This window comes from Streptomyces sp. NPDC048603, from assembly GCF_043199475.1.
In the GTDB taxonomy this organism is placed as follows: Bacteria; Actinomycetota; Actinomycetes; order Streptomycetales; family Streptomycetaceae; genus Streptomyces.
In genome coordinates this window covers 648,342-666,141 of record NZ_JBICVY010000003.1, presented here as the reverse complement: position 1 = coordinate 666,141, position 17,800 = coordinate 648,342, and the positions used below count along the sequence as shown (strand labels likewise).

Sequence of the window (17,800 nt, the reverse complement as noted above, 5' to 3'; positions counted from 1 at the left end):
ACACAACCTATGGCTAGCCGTGCGCCCACCGAGGTCTGGACCGGACAGCCTCGTGACAACGCCTCCGTACCTTCGAATCCACAAGCGACGGATGCGAAACGGTTGAGGAACGGAGGCGGTCTGAGATGGCGCACGGCGAGGTACTCGAATTCGAAGAGTACGTACGCACCCGGCAGGACGCGCTGCTGCGCAGTGCCCGGCGCCTCGTCCCGGACCCGACCGACGCGCAGGACCTCCTGCAGACCGCCCTCGTCCGCACCTACGGCCGCTGGGACGGCATCGCCGACAAGTCCCTCGCCGACGCCTACCTCCGCCGGGTGATGATCAACACCCGGACCGAGTGGTGGCGCTCCCGCAAGCTCGAAGAGGTCCCCACCGAGCAGCTCCCCGACGCCTCCGTCGAGGACGGCACGGAGCAGCGCGCCGACCGCGCCCTGCTGATGGACATCCTCAAGGTCCTCGCGCCCAAGCAGCGCAGTGTCGTGGTGCTGCGACACTGGGAGCAGATGAGCACCGAGGAGACGGCCGCGGCGCTCGGGATGTCGGCGGGAACCGTGAAGAGCACTCTGCACCGGGCACTGGCCCGGCTCCGGCAGGAGCTGGAGAGCCGCGACCTGGACCTGCGGGCGCTGGAGCGCGGTGGCCACGTACGTGACGAGGGGCGGGAGCGGTGCGCGGCCTGAGCGGCAGAGGTTCGCTGGTACTGGTGTCGGCGGGGGCGGTCGTCCTCGTCGGCACCGCGCTGTTCGTTGTCGGGTGCGCCTCGGGCGGTACCGGACTGAAGGACGGCGGACCGGCCCGCACCGAATCGGTGGCCAAGACAGCCCCGTCGGCCCTGCCCTCCGGCAGCAGCCAGGCGGCCGCGCCGAAGGCGAAGATCGACCCGGTGGCCCTGCTCAAGGCCGACCCGAAGGTCAGCCCCGCGATCAAGCGGGACCTCAAGCCGTGCACCGGCAAGGAGTTCCCGATCGACGTCAGTTACGGCAAGGTGACCGGCAACGACGTCCCCGACGTGGTGGTCAACGTCCTGTCCTGCGCCGACGCCGTGGGGCTCGGCTCGTACGTGTACCGGGAGGACGACGCCCGTCCGGGCACGTACGAGAACGTCTTCTCGGACGAACAGCCGCCCGTCTACGCGGAGATCGACCGGGGCGATCTGGTGATCACCAAGCCGGTGTACGGCAAGAGCGACGCGCTCGCCTACCCCGAGGGGGAGGACGTGATCACGTACCGCTGGACGGGCACCAAGTTCACCGAGCACGACCGCGTGCACACCGATTACAGCAACGTGGTCGACGGCGGGGCCCAGCCCGCCCCGGCCGTGACAGAGAAGAACTAAAGGCGAGGCTTCCGCAATGGCCGAGACCCATGTGCTGTTCGTCGAGGACGACGACGTCATCCGCGAGGCCACGACCCTCGCCCTGGAGCGGGACGGGTTCACCGTGACCGCCATGCCCGACGGCCTCTCGGGCCTGGAGGCGTTCCGGGCCGACCGCCCCGACATCGCCCTGCTCGACGTGATGGTGCCCGGCATGGACGGCGTCAGCCTGTGCCGGCGGATCCGCGACGAGTCCACCGTCCCGGTCATCATGCTGTCCGCGCGCGCCGACTCCATCGACGTGGTCCTGGGCCTGGAGGCGGGCGCCGACGACTACGTCACCAAGCCCTTCGACGGCTCCGTGCTGGTCGCCCGGATCCGCGCGGTGCTGCGCCGCTTCGGTCATGCCGGCGGCCCGGGCGGGAACGGCAACGGCAACGGCGAACCCGCCGGGGAGCGCGGCGTGCTGTCCTTCGGCGACCTGGAGGTCGACACCGAGGGCATGGAGGTCCGCCGGTCCGGCGCCCCGGTGGCGCTGACCCCGACCGAGATGCGCCTGCTGCTGGAGTTCTCCTCGGCCCCCGGCACCGTCCTCTCCCGCGACCGGCTGCTGGAGCGGGTCTGGGACTACGACTGGGGCGGCGACACCCGCGTGGTGGACGTCCACGTCCAGCGCCTCCGCACCAAGATCGGCCAGGACCGCATCGAAACCGTCCGCGGCTTCGGCTACAAGCTCAAGGGTTGAGCCACGGAATGAAGCGGTTCACCCTGCGCACGGGAATCCGCTGGAAGATCACTCTTGCCATCGCCGCCGTGGGCGCCCTGATCGCGATCGCGCTCAGCCTGGTGGTGCACAGCGCCGCCCGGGTGTCGATGCTCGACAGCCAGCGCCAAGTACAGCTCGACCGCGTGCAGTTCATCTCCCGCAACGCCGAGGCCGGACGCAAGCCGGTGATGGGCGCCAAGCTGAACGATCCCGACCTGCCCGCGCCGTTGCGCGACAAGGCGCGGAACGGGCGGCGCGGCACGTACGTCCAGGAGAACCCGGGCGGACTGCCCGAGGTGTGGGCGGCGGTGCCGCTCGGCAACGGGCAGGTCCTGTCGATCCACAGTCAGTTCCGGGAGAGCGCCGATCTGATGCGCGACCTGGACCGGGCCCTGGTCATCGGCTCGCTCTCGGTGGTCATCGGCGGGTCCGCGCTGGGCGTGCTCATCGGCGGCCAGATCTCGCGCCGGCTCCGCAAGGCGGCGGCCGCGGCGACCAAGGTGGCCCACGGCGATCCCGACGTTCGGGTACGGGACGCCGTCGGCGGCGTCGTACGCGACGAGACCGACGACCTCGCCCGGGCGGTGGACGCGATGGCCGACGCCCTGCAGGAACGGCTGGAGGCGGAACGGCGGGTCACCGCGGACATCGCGCACGAGCTGCGCACCCCGGTGACCGGCCTGCTGACCGCTGCCGAACTGCTGCCCCCGGGCCGCCCCACCGAGCTGGTGCGGGACCGCGCGCAGGCGATGCGGGTGCTGGTGGAGGACGTGCTGGAGGTGGCCCGGCTGGACGGCGCCTCGGAGCGGGCCGAGCTCCAGGAGGTGGCGCTGGGCGAGTTCGTGAGCCGGCGGGTGGCGTCGCTGATGCCGGAGGCGACGATCCGCGTCGTGGCGGACGAGATCGTCAGCACCGATCCGCGGCGACTGGAGCGGATCCTGGGCAACCTGCTGGCGAACGCGGCACGGTACGGGCGACCGCCGGTCCAGGTGGACGTGGAGGGCCGGGTGGTCCGGGTGCGGGACCACGGTCCCGGGTTCCCGGACGCGCTGCTGCGCGACGGGCCGAGCCGCTTCCGCACCGGCTCGACGGACCGGGCGGGTGTGGGGCACGGCCTGGGGCTGACCATCGCCGAGGGCCAGGCACGGGTGCTGGGCGCCCGTCTGACGTTCCGTAACGTCGCGGCGCCGGGCGGGTTCGACACGCAGGGCAGGGCGGCGGGTGCGGTGGCGGTGCTGTGGCTGCCGGAGCACGCGCCGACGTCCACGGGGAGTTTCCCGATCGTCCAGCTCCCGTGCTGAGGCCGGGACCGGTCGCCAGTCGAGTCCGTATCGGTACCGGTCCCCGTTCATCCGATGAGACGGATGTTTTAGCATCACGGCCATGACTGACGGTACGGATCGCAACGGCAGCCCCCACCCGGACCCCGCGGCGGGGAGCGGCGGCTACGGCTACCCCGGCGGGCCGACGCCCGGCGGCTACGGCTACCCGCAGGCCGGGCAGCCGAACCCGTACCAGCAGCCGTCGGACGCGCAGCCCCAGCAGCCGCAGCCGCAGGCCTGGGCCGCGGGCCTGCCGACGGAGCACGCCGGGTTCCCCCAGGCCGCCCCGCAGCCGGACTGGCAGCAGCCGCAGTTCCCGCTGCCGGCCACGGACCAGCCCGACTGGCAGGCGCTGGCGGACGAGAACGAGTCCCGGCGCGGCCGCAAGAAGACGCTGCTCATCGCGGGTATCGGCGTGCTGGTGCTGGCCCTCGGCGCCGGCGCGGGCTGGTTCGCCCTGAAGGGGGGCGGCTCGGACGAGGACAAGCCCGAGGTGGTCGCCTCCGGCTCGCCGAGCCCCACGGGTTCGGGCACCGACAAGCCCCCGGCGAACGACTCGCCCACCCTGGAGGGCGAGCCCAACCTGCTGCGCGACCGGAACGGCCGGCTGCACATCGCGATGGGCCCGGACGCCCAGGTGGCCAAGCTGGAGAACCGCAGCGAGGTGCGCTTCAAGGGCAGCGCGAACTCCTACGCGCAGGGTGCCGAGCCGGCCGTGGACACCACGAAGGGCTTCACCGTCTCGGCGCGTGTGTTCGGCACGTCCGAGCGGGGCTCGCGAATGGCGGTCAGCCAGGGCGACGGCGTCTCGTACTCCTTCGAGCTGGGCTTCGAGGAGTCGGGCGGCAAGAAGTCGTGGGTGTTCCGCGTCCAGACCGGTGACAAGGGTGCGGCGTCCACCGCCGTGCAGGTGGTCGGCGACGCGTCGGCCGGCACGAAGAAGTGGACCATGCTGACGGGCACCTACGACGCCGAGAAGAAGCAGATCGCCCTCTACGTGGACGACAAGCAGGCCGGTACGGCCGAGGTGCCGGCGATCTGGTCCGGGCCGGGCCCGGTACAGCTGGGCCGGGCCCGTCATCACGGGATCTGGAGCGGTTCCTTCATCGGATCGCTGGACCACGTGCGGGTGTGGGGCTCGCCGCTGACCGCGGAGCAGGTGGCCGCGCTGAAGGGCAACAAGCTCGACAAGAAGACCAGGCCCTCGCACTCCTGGCTGGTCGGCTGAGCCTGGCTGCTCGGCTGAGCCGGCTCCGGCCACGGCCACGGGAACGCCCCGGTCACGCTTCGTGACCGGGGCGTCGTCGTCAGGGGGTGACGGGTCAGACCGTGACGCCCTCGCCGCGGAGGAAGGCGACCGGGTTGACGGCGGAGCCGTAGTTCGGGGTGGTGCGGATCTCGAAGTGCAGGTGCGGGCCGCTGGAGTTTCCGGTGTTGCCGGACAGGGCGATCTGCTTGCCCGCCGCGACCTTCTGGCCGATCTTGACCTGGATCTTCGACAGGTGGGCGTACTGCGAGTACGTGTTGTTGGCGTGCTTGATCACCACGGCGTTGCCGTAGGCGGGGCCGTCGCCGCCGCCGTTCGGGCCGGCCTTCACGACGGTGCCGGGGCCCGCGGCCTTGACCGGGGTGCCGGTCGGGACGGCGAAGTCCTGGCCGGAGTGCTTGTTCGACCACATGTTGCCGCCCTTGCCGAAGGTCGCGGACAGCGTGTAGCCGGAGACCGGCTTGGTCCAGCCCGGGGCGGCCTTGGCGGCGGGGGCCGCGTCCGCGAAGGCGGTACCCGTGGCTCCGACGGCCAGGGCGGCGCCGAGACCGGCGACGGCGACGGCGGTACGGATACGCGGGGTACGGAAGGGCTTCGCGAACATACGGGGTCCTCCGGGAAAGGCTGGGGGTTTGGATCGGATGCCGTCAGTGCGGCCCGTCATTGGTAACCCAATTGCCCTTCAAGCCTCAAAGGCCCCTCTTACTACCGAAGACCGTAGCCCTGGGCGATGTGTCCCATCTCGTTGACGGGCTCTTCCTGCAATGAACCCGCGCCGGATATGCCTTTTGATCTACGAAATCAGGTCGTAGGTCCGATTTGCCCTGTGCCGCTTGTCACCGGCTCCTGGTGCAACCGACCCCGGAATTGTGGCCTGGAGCACTCCGGTTCCACTGTGCGCGCATTCAAGGAGTGGAGGCGGGAGGACACGCCCACGAGGAAGAACGAGCGCGGAGGCAGGCACACAAAGGGGCGGCCCCGGGACCGTTTCCGGTCCCGGGGCCGCCCCTGCGTGCGCTACGGCCTTACGCGCCCTTGCTCAGGTCCGGGCCGGAGCCCGTGGCCTCGATCGGGGGAACGTCCGGCAGAGCCGACTTCTCCTCGCCGCGGAAGGTGAACTTGGCGCTCTCGCCCTCACCCTCCTTGCCGACGACCACGATGTGACCGGGACGCAGCTCGCCGAAGAGGATCTTCTCCGACAGGATGTCCTCGATCTCGCGCTGGATGGTCCGGCGCAGCGGGCGGGCGCCCAGGATCGGGTCGTAGCCGCGCTTGGCGAGCAGCAGCTTGGCCTCCGCGCTGAGCTCGATGCCCATGTCGCGGTCCTTCAGACGCTCGTCCACCTTGGCGATCATCAGGTCGACGATCTGGATGATGTCTTCCTCCGACAGCTGGTGGAAGACCACCGTGTCGTCGACACGGTTCAGGAACTCGGGGCGGAAGTGCTGCTTCAGCTCCTCGTTGACCTTGGCCTTCATCCGCTCGTAGCCGGTCTTGACGTCACCCGTGGCGGCGAAGCCCAGGTTGAAGCCCTTCGAGATGTCCCGGGTACCCAGGTTGGTCGTCATGATGATGACCGTGTTCTTGAAGTCCACGACCCGGCCCTGGGAGTCGGTCAGGCGACCGTCCTCCAGGATCTGGAGAAGGGAATTGAAGATATCCGGGTGGGCCTTCTCGACCTCGTCGAAGAGGACGACGGAGAACGGCTTGCGGCGCACCTTCTCGGTGAGCTGGCCGCCCTCTTCGTAGCCCACGTAACCGGGGGGCGAACCGAAGAGGCGGGAAACCGTGTGCTTCTCGCTGAACTCCGACATGTCGAGGGAGATCAGCGCGTCCTCGTCGCCGAAGAGGAATTCGGCGAGCGTCTTGGAGAGCTCGGTCTTACCGACACCGGACGGGCCGGCGAAGATGAACGAGCCACCGGGGCGCTTCGGGTCCTTCAGACCGGCCCGCGTACGGCGGATGGCCTGGGAAAGGGCCTTGATCGCGTCCTTCTGACCGATGACGCGCTTGTGGAGCTCGTCCTCCATGCGGAGCAGTCGGCTGGACTCCTCCTCGGTCAGCTTGAAGACCGGGATGCCGGTCGCGGTCGCCAGGACCTCGGCGATCAGATCGCCGTCGACCTCGGCGACGACGTCCATGTCGCCGGCCTTCCACTCCTTCTCCCGCTTGGTCTTCGCCGCCAGCAGCTGCTTCTCCGTGTCACGGAGCGAGGCCGCCTTCTCGAAGTCCTGGGAGTCGATCGCGGACTCCTTGTCCCGGCGGACACCGGCGATCTTCTCGTCGAACTCGCGGAGGTCCGGCGGCGCGGTCATCCGGCGGATGCGCATCCGGGAGCCGGCCTCGTCGATCAGGTCGATCGCCTTGTCCGGGAGGAAGCGGTCCGAGATGTACCGGTCGGCCAGGGTGGCCGCCTGCACGAGGGCCTCGTCCGTGATGGAGACGCGGTGGTGGGCCTCGTACCGGTCACGCAGACCCTTGAGGATCTCGATGGTGTGCGGCAGCGACGGCTCGGCGACCTGGATGGGCTGGAAGCGGCGCTCCAGGGCCGCGTCCTTCTCCAGGTGCTTGCGGTACTCGTCGAGCGTGGTGGCACCGATGGTCTGGAGCTCACCGCGGGCCAGCATCGGCTTGAGGATGCTGGCGGCGTCGATCGCGCCCTCGGCGGCACCCGCACCCACCAGGGTGTGGAGCTCGTCGATGAACAGGATGATGTCGCCGCGGGTGCGGATCTCCTTGAGGACCTTCTTCAGGCGCTCCTCGAAGTCACCGCGGTAGCGGGAGCCGGCGACGAGCGCGCCGAGGTCCAGGGTGTAGAGGTGCTTGTCCTTGAGGGTCTCGGGCACCTCGCCCTTGACGATGGCCTGGGCCAGGCCCTCGACGACGGCGGTCTTGCCGACGCCGGGCTCGCCGATGAGGACCGGGTTGTTCTTCGTACGGCGGGACAGCACCTGCATGACCCGCTCGATCTCCTTCTCGCGCCCGATGACCGGGTCGAGCTTGGATTCGCGGGCCGCCTGGGTGAGGTTCCGGCCGAACTGGTCGAGGACCAGGGAGGTCGAGGGCGTGCCCTCGGCCGGGCCGCCGGCCGTGGCGGCCTCCTTGCCCCCGGAGTAGCCGGAGAGCAGCTGGATGACCTGCTGCCGGACCCGGTTCAGGTCGGCGCCCAGCTTCACGAGGACCTGGGCGGCGACGCCCTCGCCCTCGCGGATCAGGCCGAGCAGGATGTGCTCCGTGCCGATGTAGTTGTGGCCGAGCTGGAGGGCCTCCCGGAGCGACAGCTCCAGGACCTTCTTGGCCCGCGGGGTGAAGGGGATGTGGCCGGACGGGGCCTGCTGGCCCTGACCGATGATCTCCTCGACCTGCTGGCGAACGGCCTCGAGCGAAATCCCGAGGCTCTCCAGGGCCTTAGCGGCGACACCCTCACCCTCGTGGATCAGACCCAGGAGGATGTGCTCGGTGCCGATGTAGTTGTGGTTGAGCATCCGGGCTTCTTCCTGAGCCAGGACGACAACCCGCCGCGCGCGGTCGGTGAACCTCTCGAACATCGTTTATCGCTCCTCAGAGCGGTCGGGCAGTTCGGGGTCGGTCCCCGCCCTGTCCTTCCGCATGCTAGTCCCGCGGGGCGGGACAGCTCATTCCAACTGCCGACATCCGTCCACGGCTCACCCCCACGTCGGTGAGGAAAAACCGGCTTGAACAGCCGACAACTGCTCCAACCCGATGGTGCGAGACGATGTTCCCGCAGGCCAGGCAGATACCCGTCACACGTGTACGCCGATGGCGAACGGGAGCCGGTCAAATCAGCGTGTCGCCCCGATCCACTAGGAATGTCTTACCCGCAGGCAGTGACAGTCCATGCCCCCCACACCCGTTCCCTCCGCTAAGGGCGAACATACTTGCGCCCCGAATCCGAGACCGGCCTTGACGGTGCGCAGCAAGAAGGATGCGCAGCGTAACCACGGCCGGTCCGGGGCGGTTGCTCCGATATGGCTCCCACTGTCCCGCTGCCCCGGGTCGCACCCGAATCCACCGCCGGGGAATCGACCGGCCGGCAGTCCACCGGCCGGGAATCCACCGGCCGGGAATCCACCGCCCGGGAATCGACCGCCCGGGAATCCGTCGCCCCGTCGGCCGTCGCGGCCGCACTCGCGCACTGCCGCTGGTACGAGCGGGTGCTCGGCTGGCCCGCCGAGCCCGGGCCGCCCGCGATGCTGCCGACCGGCGGGCCGTACGACGTACTGGACCTGCCGGCCGTGGCGGGGGCCGCGGTGCTGCGCCGTTCCCGCGCCTCCGGGCCGGTGGCCCTGGCGGGCCGCCGGATGCGGTTCCTCGTGGCACCGGGAAGCGCCGAGGAGCTGCCCGGGCTGCTGGACTGGCTGGAGTGGGGCGGGGTGGCCCTGGACCTGGGCGCGCTGGGCGCGGGCGGCAGGATGGCCGCTCCGCCGCCGCCCGGGTGGCCGGCTGAGGGCCCGGAGGGCTCAGAGGGCGCGGAGGGCGCCGAGGGCGCAGAAGGCCCTTGCGCGGGCCCCCTGGAGAGCCCCCAGGGGGTCACGCTGTGGCTGCGACCCCCCGAGCCGGGCTGCGAGACCCGGCTGCCGTCCCTGGCGGCCGGCCGGACCGCCGGACCCGACCTCGTACGGCTGGTCGGTGCGGCGGCCACGGAATGCCACCGGGCCGGGCTCGCCGGGCTGCTGCGTCAGCCCCTGTTCTCGTAGGCCTCACGGATGTCGGCCGGGACGCGGCCGCGGTCGTTCACGTTGTAACCGTTCGCCTTCGCCCAGGCACGGATCTCGGCGGTGTCCGGGTTGCCGGCCGAGGCAGCGGCACGACCGCCCTTGGCGCGGCCCGCGGCAGCGCGGCCACCGGTACGGCGACCGGCCTTCACGAACTCCTCCAGCGCACCGCGGAGCTTCGCTGCATTGCCGCTGGTGAGATCGATCTCGTAGGACTTGCCATCCAGCGCGAACGTGACGGTCTCGTCCGCCGTGCCACCGTCGAGGTCGTCGACAAGAAGGACCTGAACCTTCTGCGCCACCGGATTTCCTTTCATCGAAAATGCAGTACGCGGAAAGGAAACCGCTTTTGCCTGAAAAACACAAACCCCCGGGAGAGGTTCAGGTGGGCATCCGGACGGGAAACATACGCGATTCGGACATAGGGATCGCGCCGCGGATCGTTCTGATCGTTCAGAGGTGCAGAAGCATCCGGCTGTTGCCCAAGGTGTTCGGCTTCACTCGTTCGAGACCCAGGAACTCGGCGACGCCCTCGTCATAGGAACGCAGGAGCTCGCTGTACACATCCGTGTCCACGGGCGTCTGGCTCTCGCCGATCTCGGTGAAGCCGTGCTTCGCGAAGAAGTCCACTTCGAAGGTCAGGCAGAATACCCGGCTCACCCCGACCTCGCGGGCGGTCCGCAAGAGCCGCTCCAGGATCCGGTGCCCGACTCCACCGCCCTTCAAGTCGCGGTCGACCGCGAGCGTACGCACTTCGGCCAGGTCTTCCCACATGACGTGAAGCGCCCCGCAGCCGACCACGAGCCCGTCGTCCTCGCGTTGCGCCACCCAGAACTCCTGGATGGACTCGTAAAGCGTCACCGGCGCTTTGTCGAGCAGGATCCGCTGCTGCGTGTACTGGTCGAGCAGCCGGCGCAGCGCGAGCACATCCCCGGTACGGGCCCGGCGGATCGTCACTGCTTTTGCAATTGCATCGGTAACCGGCTCGGCGGGAGAATCTTCTTCCATGACCGGACGCTATCGCCCCGGCTCCACGGGCCGCTCGGGCGTCTCGCCTTCCGGCGCGGCCGGGGCGCCGCCGGGGGGTGCGGAGGGCGTTGCCTGTCCGGCGGGCTTCTCCGCGGGCTGATCGCCGTTCTGGGCTGCCGCCTGTTCGTCATCGTGCTGGACGATGCGGACCGCGTCGCGCAGGGCCTCGCGCTGTTCCGGCGACATCATGCCGAAGAACGCGACGAGGGCTGCGGCCGGGTTGTCGCTGGTGGACCAGGCTTCGTTCATCAGTGCGGCCGAGTAAGCGGCGCGCGTGGAGACGGCGGTATAGCGATAGGCGCGGCCCTCGGCTTCCCTCCGGACCCAGCCCTTCTGGTGAAGATTGTCCATAACCGTCATCACGGTGGTGTACGCGATGGAGCGTTCCTGCTGGAGGTCCTCCAGCACTTCCCGAACAGTGACCGGGCGGTTCCACTGCCACACCCGCGTCATGACGGCGTCTTCGAGTTCTCCCAAGGGGCGAGGCACAGCAGCACGATAGTGCGGGATGTCCGCAATTGCCCGGCTATTCGCTCGACACCGCCCAAGAAAAGCGGGCGTGCTCCCCGATTGGGGGGCGCACGCCCGTCTTTTGGTACTACGAGTAACACCAGCACTACGAGTAGTACGGATAGTGCATGCGACAGTGGTCCCGCAGGGGTACTCGGTGCATGTCCCTGCACCCGCCGCAGTGCCGTGAAGTGCTTTGCTACTTCACTATGACGACCACTTGTTCTTACTTCTGATTCGGCTGGCCGGCCTCGACCCGGGCGATCACGGCATCGACGACCGCGTCTTCCTTGGCCTTGTTGGCACCGCCCTGGCTCTTCACGATCGTCACGACGACACCGATGAAGAACATGGCCATCACGATGGGGGGCACGAGCGCGGAGACATAGTCCATGCCCCACAGCGTAGCTACCCGGCCGCCCGCACGGCCGCCGGGGGCGGCGTCGGCTTGCGGCGCGGCGGAAACACCTCACCCGGCGTCGGCACCGGCCGGTCCGGCCTGGGCGGGGCGGGCTTGGCGGGGGCGGGCTTGGCGGGGACGGGCTTGCCGCCGCCTTCCTCCTCCTTGTTCCCGGCGGTGCTCCCGGCCGCCTTCCTGCCCCGGGGAGCCTCCGTGCCGCCGGCGGCTTCCTTGCCGCTGCCGGCCTTGCCGCCGCCCGCCGCCTTGCCCCCGGCGAGGGCCAGCAGGCGGATCCGTGGCGCGGAGGTGGGCGGGCGCCGCCGTCCGGAGCGCTCGGGGAGCGGCCGGAAGCGGTCGAGCAGCGCGGCGGCCACGGCGTTGCCCCGCAGTGCGCGCAGCGCGGAGAGATCGTCGCGTCCGGGCTCGTACCCGCCCTCGAGCGCGTCCTGGAGCAGCTCCAGATACCCGGTGACGCTGCCCGGGAGGGCGTCCCGGTACCGCCGCAGGTCCGCCAGCAGGAACGCTCTGAGCCGGTCCGCCTCGTCGACGGCATCGTCGACGGCGTGCGCGAGCCGGAGGCAGTCCTGCACCTCGGCGGCCGTCAGCGGGCCGGTGGAGGACTGGAGGGCATGGGCGAGGGAGCGCCGCAACACGCGCAGCTCGGCGGGGCTGAACGCCATTCCGCCGCGAGATCCGAAGGGCGTGGGCATGTCCCGAAGATACGCGCTAATCGGACAAAATCCCTCGATGTGGGGGTTTGTGGGCGCGCCGTTGCGGTTGCGTGGGCGTGTCGTCCCGGTCCGGCCGTACGCAGTCCCGGTCCGGCCCTGCGGCCGGACCGGGAGTACGTCTATGTCGTCCGGGTATGGCGGGTATGGCCGGTCACTGGTAGCGGCAGACCGTGACACCGGTGGTGGCACCACAGCCCAGCTTCGTGTAGTTCTTCTGGACCATGTTCCAGTAGTGGCCCCACTGCGTCTTGTAGCCGGTGGAGCTCGTGTCCCAGTTGGGGCCGGCCGCGTCGTACGCGGCCTTCTCGCCGGCCCACTGCGCAACCGCGCCGCTGGGCCCGACACTCGACATGTTCTCGGCGCCGTTGGTGAAACTGCTGTCGTGTTGGAGGCCACTGGAGTGTGAGGCCGGGTTGTCGGCCCACGACTGCGCGCCGGAGGCGAGCGCGGCGTCCCAGGTGAGGGGCGGCGCCTGGTTCTGCGCTCGGATCGCGTTGGTTTCGTTGAGCATTGCCTGTTGGTCGGCAGGGGTGACCTGGCCGGGAAGGCCGGCCGAGACGCCGGCCGACGCGGCTGTGCCCGTCCCCAGCACCATGCCTCCGGCCATCAGCGTCGCCGCAATGGCCATGGCTCGACGGTGTGCCCGAGAAAGTCTTCTCATTGCGACTCCCTGATCGCGACTTCCTGGTCGCTGGTCGCACGAAAACAGCGGAGAGTGCCGGCGTGATTCACGACCGTCATGGAAGGGGGCAGCACAGCCGGCATGCTCGATGGCGACGAATCCGCCACCGGCGACTCGGTGTTCTGATCTGGCGGCACATTGGCCGCCTCCGGGCGGCACATGGCCGCCTCCACCCCGCCAGCGTATGTCCGGGCGGCGGGAGCGGCTACCGGGGGCTGCGGGAAGGACGCCGGGACGGGGCGGACGGGAATGCGCAAGTGGGCTGCAGCGAAGGCGAATTGGCGGTCTCTGCTCGGACGGAATCAGGATGTGCCCGGGGGCTGCCCGTCAGTCCCAGTGTCATTCCGCGCCGGCCGCCGGCGTCAAGGGCGCGACGTTGTCGCGTCGCTTCGCGATTCCGCTTCGCTCCACCCTTGACACCGACGGCCGTCACGAAACGACAAGGACTGTCGGGCGGCCCCCGGGGGAATGGCATAGGGGGGACCTGCGGGTCCTGAAGCGGTGGCGTTGGCGGGCACGAGCGGCGGCTGCCGCTCGGCCGGCCGCCCATCCGGGCGGACGCGGAATCGAAGTCGATCAGATCTACGTAAGCCGGCTCGGTCTCACGCGCACCAGATCGCTACGCGCTCCTCTTTCTCAGCGGATGCGGGCCGCCGGGAGCTGGACATAGGCCGCCGACGATCGCTACGCGCTCCTGCCGGAATGGCGACGGATCGTCTCCGTGGCTGATGGCGAGAGACGGCGCGGGGTTCTTGACTCACGCGAAAGGCCTTCTGAAGTCGCCGAGTTGAGATCCACACTCTGTCCATAGCAGCTTCCCGCCGGCGTCGCCGTAGAGGCCGCCACCCCCGAGGGGATAGGCGCCCCAGTTGTCGGCGTACGAGTGGACGAGAAACAGACCACGGCCGCATTCGCCCAGGGCGGCGGGCAGGTGCGGGAGGCCGGTGCCGAAGGGTGCGGGGATGTGTGGGTTGGTGTCCCAGACGCTGATGCGGAGGCGGTCGGGGGACATGGCCCGGAGACGGAGGGTGTACGGGGCGTCCGAGTGGAGGTAGGCGTTGGTGACCAGTTCGCCTGCGAGGAGCTCGGCCGTGTCGGCGAGCGCGCCCATCGCATGGACATCGAGGACCGAGCGGAGGGTGCGGCGGGCGATGCCCGGGGCGCGGGGATCCTGGGGAAGTTGGAGGGTGTACGACCACGTTGGCGATACGGTGACAGGCATGGAAGTCTCCGATCACGGAGGGATGTTCATGTCGGCCCGGTGACCATGCCGCTCCGTCGAGCGGGGTACTTCCAGGCGAGGCTGCCTGTCCCCAGGCTAGAGGGTCGCAAAGATTCATTGCGGCTTTCCCATGGAGTTCGATGCGTAAATCCCTCGTGTGAGTGAGGGACCACTGGGCGTGGAGTCAGGAGGAGTTACGTGGCAGGGCGTCCGGCACCAACTGCCCGCCGTGTCCGTCTGGCGACCGAGCTGCGGAAACTCCGGGAGAAGGCGGGGATGACCGCCAGCGAGGCGGCCGCTTCGATCGGCACCAGTTCGGGGCAACTCAGCAACGTCGAGACGGCGCGGTTCGGCGTCAGCCCCGAACGCGTACGGGCGATGGCGCGGGCCTATTCGGCTACCGACGGCGCGCTCGTGGAAACGTTGGCGGGAATGGCCGGTGACCGCACCAAGGGCTGGTGGGAGCAGTACCGCGAGATCCTCCCCCCGGGACTCCTGGACCTGGCGGAGCTGGAGCACCATGCCCTCACGCTGAGGAACGCGTACACGGTCCACATCCCCGGGCTGTTGCAGACGGCCGATCACTCCAGGGAGGTCTTCCGCCAGGTGGTGCCCGAGCTCAGCCCTCCGGAGGTCGAGCACCGGGTCTCGCACCGCATCAAGCGGCAGGAAGTCGTCTACCGCCCCGACCCCACCCCCTACACGGCGATCGTCCATGAGGCGGCACTGCGGATGAAGTTCGGCGGTACGGCCGTGGCAAAGGGTCAGCTGAACCATCTGCTGGAGATGACCGAGCGGAGCCACATCCAGGTACTGGTGATTCCCTTCGACGCCGGAGCGTTCCCGGGAGCCGGCCAGTCGATCGGCTATGCCACCGGCCCCGTCCCACAACTGGACACGGTCCACCTCGACCAGTCCCACGGCCCGGTCTATCTCGACGCAGAGGCCCAACTGGCCAAGTACCGCATCCTGCTCGATCGCATGGAACGCGCCGCCCTCGGACCTGATGACAGCCGGGATTTCATCCACAGCATCGCAAAAGCCCTGTGAGCGAAGGAGCCACCATGACCGATCGTCCCGACTGGCGGAAGTCCTCCTACTGCGGCGAGGGGGACGCCTGCGTTCACATAGCCGAGCGGACCGACTCGATCGATGTGGCCGACAGCACTTGGACGGTCGTCTCACTCACCCCAGCCGCCTGGACCGCTTTCCTCCGGGCCCTGCGCCGATGACCGTCTTCTCCTTCGTCCGGCACGTCGACGGCCTGCGCTACGACTTCGAACGCGACGGCGACCGCCACGGCCGACCCGCGTACCGCCGAACCGACGGACACGTGTGGTGCGTCTGGTCCCCCACCGACGGCTGGCACTGCGAACTTCCCGACGGTCTCGTCACCGCCCACCCCCTGGAGAACCGGGGCGACGAACCGGAACCGCCCGCCACCGTCTGGCGCAGCTTCAAGAACGACCGCTCATACCTCTACGACCTCCACCGCCTCCCCTGACACCGACAACCCTCCACGGCCCGTCGGCCGCCATCCCGGCAGGAGCGCGTAGCGATCTGGTGCGCGTGAGACCGAGCTGGATTACGTAGATCTGATCGTCTTCGATTCCGCGCCCGCCCGAAGGGCGGCCGGCCGAGCGGCAGCCGCCGCTCGTGCCCGCCAACGCCACCGCTTCAGGACCCGCAGGTCCCCCCTATGCCATCCCCCCGGGGGCCGCCCGACAGTCCTTGTCGTTTCGTGACGGACGTCGGTGTCAAGGGTGGAGCGAAGCGGAATCGCGAAGCGACGCGACAACGTCGCGCCCTTGACGCCGGCGGCCGGCGCGGAATGACACTGGGACTGACGGGCAGCCCCCGGGCACCCTCTCGCTCCCGACCCAGCGGAGCCCCGGCGCACCCCACCCCGCCCAGCCGACTGGTTCGGCCAAGGCGGAGTCCGGCCCTGCCCAGCCCCCGCCCCACCCCACCCGACCCCGCCCCACCCCACCTGCCTCAGGCGAAGTTCGGCGCGTTCCGCTCGTACACCAGCCGCAGCCCGATCAGTGTCAGCCACGGCTCGTGGTCGTCGATCACCGAGGCCTCGCCCAGCACCATCGGTGCCAGGCCGCCCGTGGCGATCACCCGCACGTCGTCCGGGTCGCCGTTCGGGCCCGCCAGTTCCTTCGCCATCCTGGTCACGACGCCGTCGACCTGGCCCGCGAAGCCGTACACCACACCCGACTGCATGGCCTCGACCGTCGACTTGCCGATGACGTTCCGCGGCCGCGCCAGCTCGATCTTCCTCAGCTGGGCGCCCCGTACCCCCAGCGCCTCCATGGAGATCTCGATGCCGGGGGCGATCACGCCGCCCACGTACTCGCCCCGCGCGGAGACCGCGTCGAACGTGGTCGCCGTACCGAAGTCGACGACGATCGCCGGGCCGCCGTACAGCTCCACCGCCGCGCAGGCGTTGATGATGCGGTCGGCGCCGACCTCCTTCGGGTTGTCCGTCAGGATCGGCACACCGGTCTTGATGCCGGGCTCGACCAGCACCGCCGGAACGTCGCCGTAGTACCGGCGCGTCACTTCCCTCAGCTCGTGCAGCACCGCCGGCACCGTCGAGCAGATCGCGATGCCGTGGATCCCGTCGCCCAGCTCGCTGCCGAGCATCGGGTGCATGCCCATCAGGCCCTGCATCAGTACGGCCAGTTCGTCGGCCGTACGCCGCGGGTCGGTCGAGATCCGCCAGTGCTCGATGATCTCGTCCCCGTCGAACAGGCCGAGGACGGTGTGGGAATTGCCCACATCGATCGTCAGGAGCATCGGTTACACCGCCTCGCGGGACTCGCGGGGCTCGCCGGGCTCGCGCAGGTCCAGGCCGATGTCCAGGATCGGCGAGGAGTGGGTCAGCGCGCCGACCGCCAGGTAGTCCACGCCGGTCTCCGCGTACGCCCGCGCGTTCTCCAGGGTGAGCCGGCCCGAGGACTCCAGCACCGCGCGGCCCTTGTTGTGCCCGCGGTTGAGGATCACGGCCTCCTCGGTCTCCATCGGGGTGAAGTTGTCGAGCAGGATCAGGTCCGCGCCCGCGTCCATGACCTCGCGGCACTGGTGCAGGGTGTCGACCTCGACCTCCACCGGCAGCTCCGGGAACGCCTCCCGTACGGCCTTGAACGCCTGGGCCACCCCGCCCGCGGCGACCACGTGGTTGTCCTTGACCAGCGCCGCGTCCGACAGGGACATGCGGTGGTTGACGCCACCGCCGCACCGTACGGCGTACTTCTCCAGGGAGCGCAGGCCGGGGGTGGTCTTGCGGGTGTCGCGGACCTTGGCGTCGGTGCCCTCCAGTACGTCCGCCCAGCGGCGGGTCGCCGTGGCGATGCCGGACAGCCTGCAGAGCAGGTTCAGCGCGCTGCGCTCGCCCGTCAGCAGGTCGCGGGTGCGGCCGGTGACCGACAGCAGCACCTGGCCGGGCTCGACCCGGTCGCCGTCCTCGGCGTGCCGCTCCACCTCGAAGGTGTCGCTGGCCACCACGGAGAACACGGCCTCGGCGATCCGCAGGCCGGCGACGGTGCCCGCCTCACGGGCGGTGAAGTCGGCGACGGCGACGGCCTCCTCGGGGACGGTGGCGACGGTGGTGACGTCGACCCCGCCGTCGAGGTCCTCGGACACCGCCATCTCGGCGATCGCCTCGACCTCGTACGGGTCCAGGCCGGCGTCCTCCAGCAGCTGCGCCAGAGCCGGGTCCAGGCCGGACTCCTCGCCGCCGCAGCCGCAGCCGTCGCCGCAGCCGCCTTCGTTCTCGGGCTCGATCAGGGGGAGTTCGGGGGTGCTCACG

20 protein-coding genes are annotated in these 17,800 nt (G+C 69.9%); 9 read left to right on the top strand and 11 right to left on the bottom strand.

Going from position 1 to position 17,800, the window contains the following annotated elements; genetic code table 11:
- The first annotated feature begins 125 nt into the window (after positions 1-125).
- The 5 genes from ACGFQ9_RS09780 to ACGFQ9_RS09760 all read left to right on the top strand — a co-directional run bounded on the left by ACGFQ9_RS09780 (position 126) and on the right by ACGFQ9_RS09760 (position 4,634).
- Positions 126-683, top strand: a complete 558-nt coding sequence (locus ACGFQ9_RS09780) for a SigE family RNA polymerase sigma factor (protein WP_393572933.1) — start codon at positions 126-128, stop codon at positions 681-683.
- Entirely contained in the window at positions 671-1,339 is a 669-nt protein-coding gene (locus ACGFQ9_RS09775; RefSeq protein WP_393572931.1) for a hypothetical protein, read from the top strand. The genes ACGFQ9_RS09780 and ACGFQ9_RS09775 overlap by 13 nt, the downstream gene beginning before the upstream one ends.
- Before the next feature lie 16 nt (positions 1,340-1,355).
- Entirely contained in the window at positions 1,356-2,063 is a 708-nt protein-coding gene (gene cseB, locus ACGFQ9_RS09770) for a two-component system response regulator CseB (RefSeq protein ID WP_393572929.1), read from the top strand.
- Between the two features lie 8 nt (positions 2,064-2,071).
- Positions 2,072-3,385 carry a two-component system sensor histidine kinase CseC gene (cseC, locus tag ACGFQ9_RS09765; RefSeq protein WP_393572927.1) on the top strand — a complete coding sequence of 438 codons (1,314 nt, stop codon included), beginning with the start codon at positions 2,072-2,074 and terminating at the stop codon, positions 3,383-3,385.
- Positions 3,386-3,467: 82 nt separating this feature from the next.
- Positions 3,468-4,634, top strand: coding sequence for a LamG-like jellyroll fold domain-containing protein (locus tag ACGFQ9_RS09760; protein ID WP_393572925.1), 1,167 nt, complete (start codon positions 3,468-3,470; stop codon positions 4,632-4,634).
- A 94-nt stretch (positions 4,635-4,728) separates the two neighbouring features.
- Here ACGFQ9_RS09760 and ACGFQ9_RS09755 read toward each other — a convergent pair whose 3' ends face one another.
- Both ACGFQ9_RS09755 and ACGFQ9_RS09750 read right to left on the bottom strand, forming a co-directional pair.
- Positions 4,729-5,277, bottom strand: coding sequence for a M23 family metallopeptidase (locus ACGFQ9_RS09755; RefSeq protein ID WP_393572923.1), 549 nt, complete (start codon positions 5,275-5,277; stop codon positions 4,729-4,731).
- Positions 5,278-5,698: 421 nt separating this feature from the next.
- Positions 5,699-8,221, bottom strand: a complete 2,523-nt coding sequence (locus ACGFQ9_RS09750) for an ATP-dependent Clp protease ATP-binding subunit (RefSeq protein WP_393572921.1) — start codon at positions 8,219-8,221, stop codon at positions 5,699-5,701.
- A gap of 441 nt (positions 8,222-8,662) precedes the next feature.
- Between ACGFQ9_RS09750 and ACGFQ9_RS09745 the strand changes: the two genes are divergently transcribed.
- The gene (locus ACGFQ9_RS09745) at positions 8,663-9,391 is read left to right on the top strand and encodes an SCO3374 family protein (protein WP_393572919.1); all 729 of its coding nucleotides are present in this window, start codon (positions 8,663-8,665) and stop codon (positions 9,389-9,391) included.
- Here ACGFQ9_RS09745 and ACGFQ9_RS09740 read toward each other — a convergent pair.
- From ACGFQ9_RS09740 to ACGFQ9_RS09710, 7 genes are all read right to left on the bottom strand, one after another.
- Positions 9,373-9,711 (bottom strand): Lsr2 family protein, encoded by a 339-nt coding sequence (locus ACGFQ9_RS09740; RefSeq protein WP_393572917.1) that lies wholly within the window; start codon positions 9,709-9,711, stop codon positions 9,373-9,375. The two genes, ACGFQ9_RS09745 and ACGFQ9_RS09740, sit on opposite strands and share 19 nt — an antisense overlap.
- Before the next feature lie 151 nt (positions 9,712-9,862).
- Positions 9,863-10,417, bottom strand: a complete 555-nt coding sequence (locus ACGFQ9_RS09735) for an amino-acid N-acetyltransferase (protein WP_393572915.1) — start codon at positions 10,415-10,417, stop codon at positions 9,863-9,865.
- A gap of 9 nt (positions 10,418-10,426) precedes the next feature.
- Positions 10,427-10,891 (bottom strand): BlaI/MecI/CopY family transcriptional regulator, encoded by a 465-nt coding sequence (locus tag ACGFQ9_RS09730; protein ID WP_393573034.1) that lies wholly within the window; start codon positions 10,889-10,891, stop codon positions 10,427-10,429.
- Between the two features lie 283 nt (positions 10,892-11,174).
- Positions 11,175-11,342 (bottom strand): hypothetical protein, encoded by a 168-nt coding sequence (locus ACGFQ9_RS09725; protein ID WP_393572913.1) that lies wholly within the window; start codon positions 11,340-11,342, stop codon positions 11,175-11,177.
- Between the two features lie 14 nt (positions 11,343-11,356).
- Complete coding sequence (locus ACGFQ9_RS09720; RefSeq protein WP_393572911.1) at positions 11,357-12,058, bottom strand: hypothetical protein; 702 nt, start codon at positions 12,056-12,058, stop codon at positions 11,357-11,359.
- A 172-nt stretch (positions 12,059-12,230) separates the two neighbouring features.
- Positions 12,231-12,707, bottom strand: a complete 477-nt coding sequence (locus tag ACGFQ9_RS09715) for a CAP domain-containing protein (RefSeq protein WP_393572909.1) — start codon at positions 12,705-12,707, stop codon at positions 12,231-12,233.
- 811 nt (positions 12,708-13,518) lie between these two features.
- Entirely contained in the window at positions 13,519-13,983 is a 465-nt protein-coding gene (locus tag ACGFQ9_RS09710; RefSeq protein WP_393572907.1) for an ATP-binding protein, read from the bottom strand.
- 198 nt (positions 13,984-14,181) lie between these two features.
- Between ACGFQ9_RS09710 and ACGFQ9_RS09705 the strand changes: the two genes are divergently transcribed.
- The 3 genes from ACGFQ9_RS09705 to ACGFQ9_RS09695 are packed head-to-tail and all read left to right on the top strand — an operon-like array spanning position 14,182 to position 15,487.
- Entirely contained in the window at positions 14,182-15,033 is an 852-nt protein-coding gene (locus ACGFQ9_RS09705; RefSeq protein ID WP_393572905.1) for a helix-turn-helix transcriptional regulator, read from the top strand.
- A gap of 14 nt (positions 15,034-15,047) precedes the next feature.
- Positions 15,048-15,215 carry a DUF397 domain-containing protein gene (locus ACGFQ9_RS09700; protein ID WP_393572903.1) on the top strand — a complete coding sequence of 56 codons (168 nt, stop codon included), beginning with the start codon at positions 15,048-15,050 and terminating at the stop codon, positions 15,213-15,215.
- Complete coding sequence (locus ACGFQ9_RS09695; protein ID WP_393572901.1) at positions 15,212-15,487, top strand: hypothetical protein; 276 nt, start codon at positions 15,212-15,214, stop codon at positions 15,485-15,487. Before ACGFQ9_RS09700 ends, ACGFQ9_RS09695 begins: the two co-directional genes overlap by 4 nt.
- A gap of 491 nt (positions 15,488-15,978) precedes the next feature.
- Here ACGFQ9_RS09695 and ACGFQ9_RS09690 read toward each other — a convergent pair whose 3' ends face one another.
- Positions 15,979-16,788, bottom strand: coding sequence for a type III pantothenate kinase (locus ACGFQ9_RS09690; RefSeq protein WP_393572899.1), 810 nt, complete (start codon positions 16,786-16,788; stop codon positions 15,979-15,981).
- 3 nt (positions 16,789-16,791) lie between these two features.
- Positions 16,792-17,799: a carboxylating nicotinate-nucleotide diphosphorylase gene (nadC, locus tag ACGFQ9_RS09685; RefSeq protein ID WP_393572897.1), complete on the bottom strand. Its 1,008-nt coding sequence runs from the start codon at positions 17,797-17,799 to the stop codon at positions 16,792-16,794.
- Between the last annotated feature and the right edge of the window lies 1 nt (position 17,800).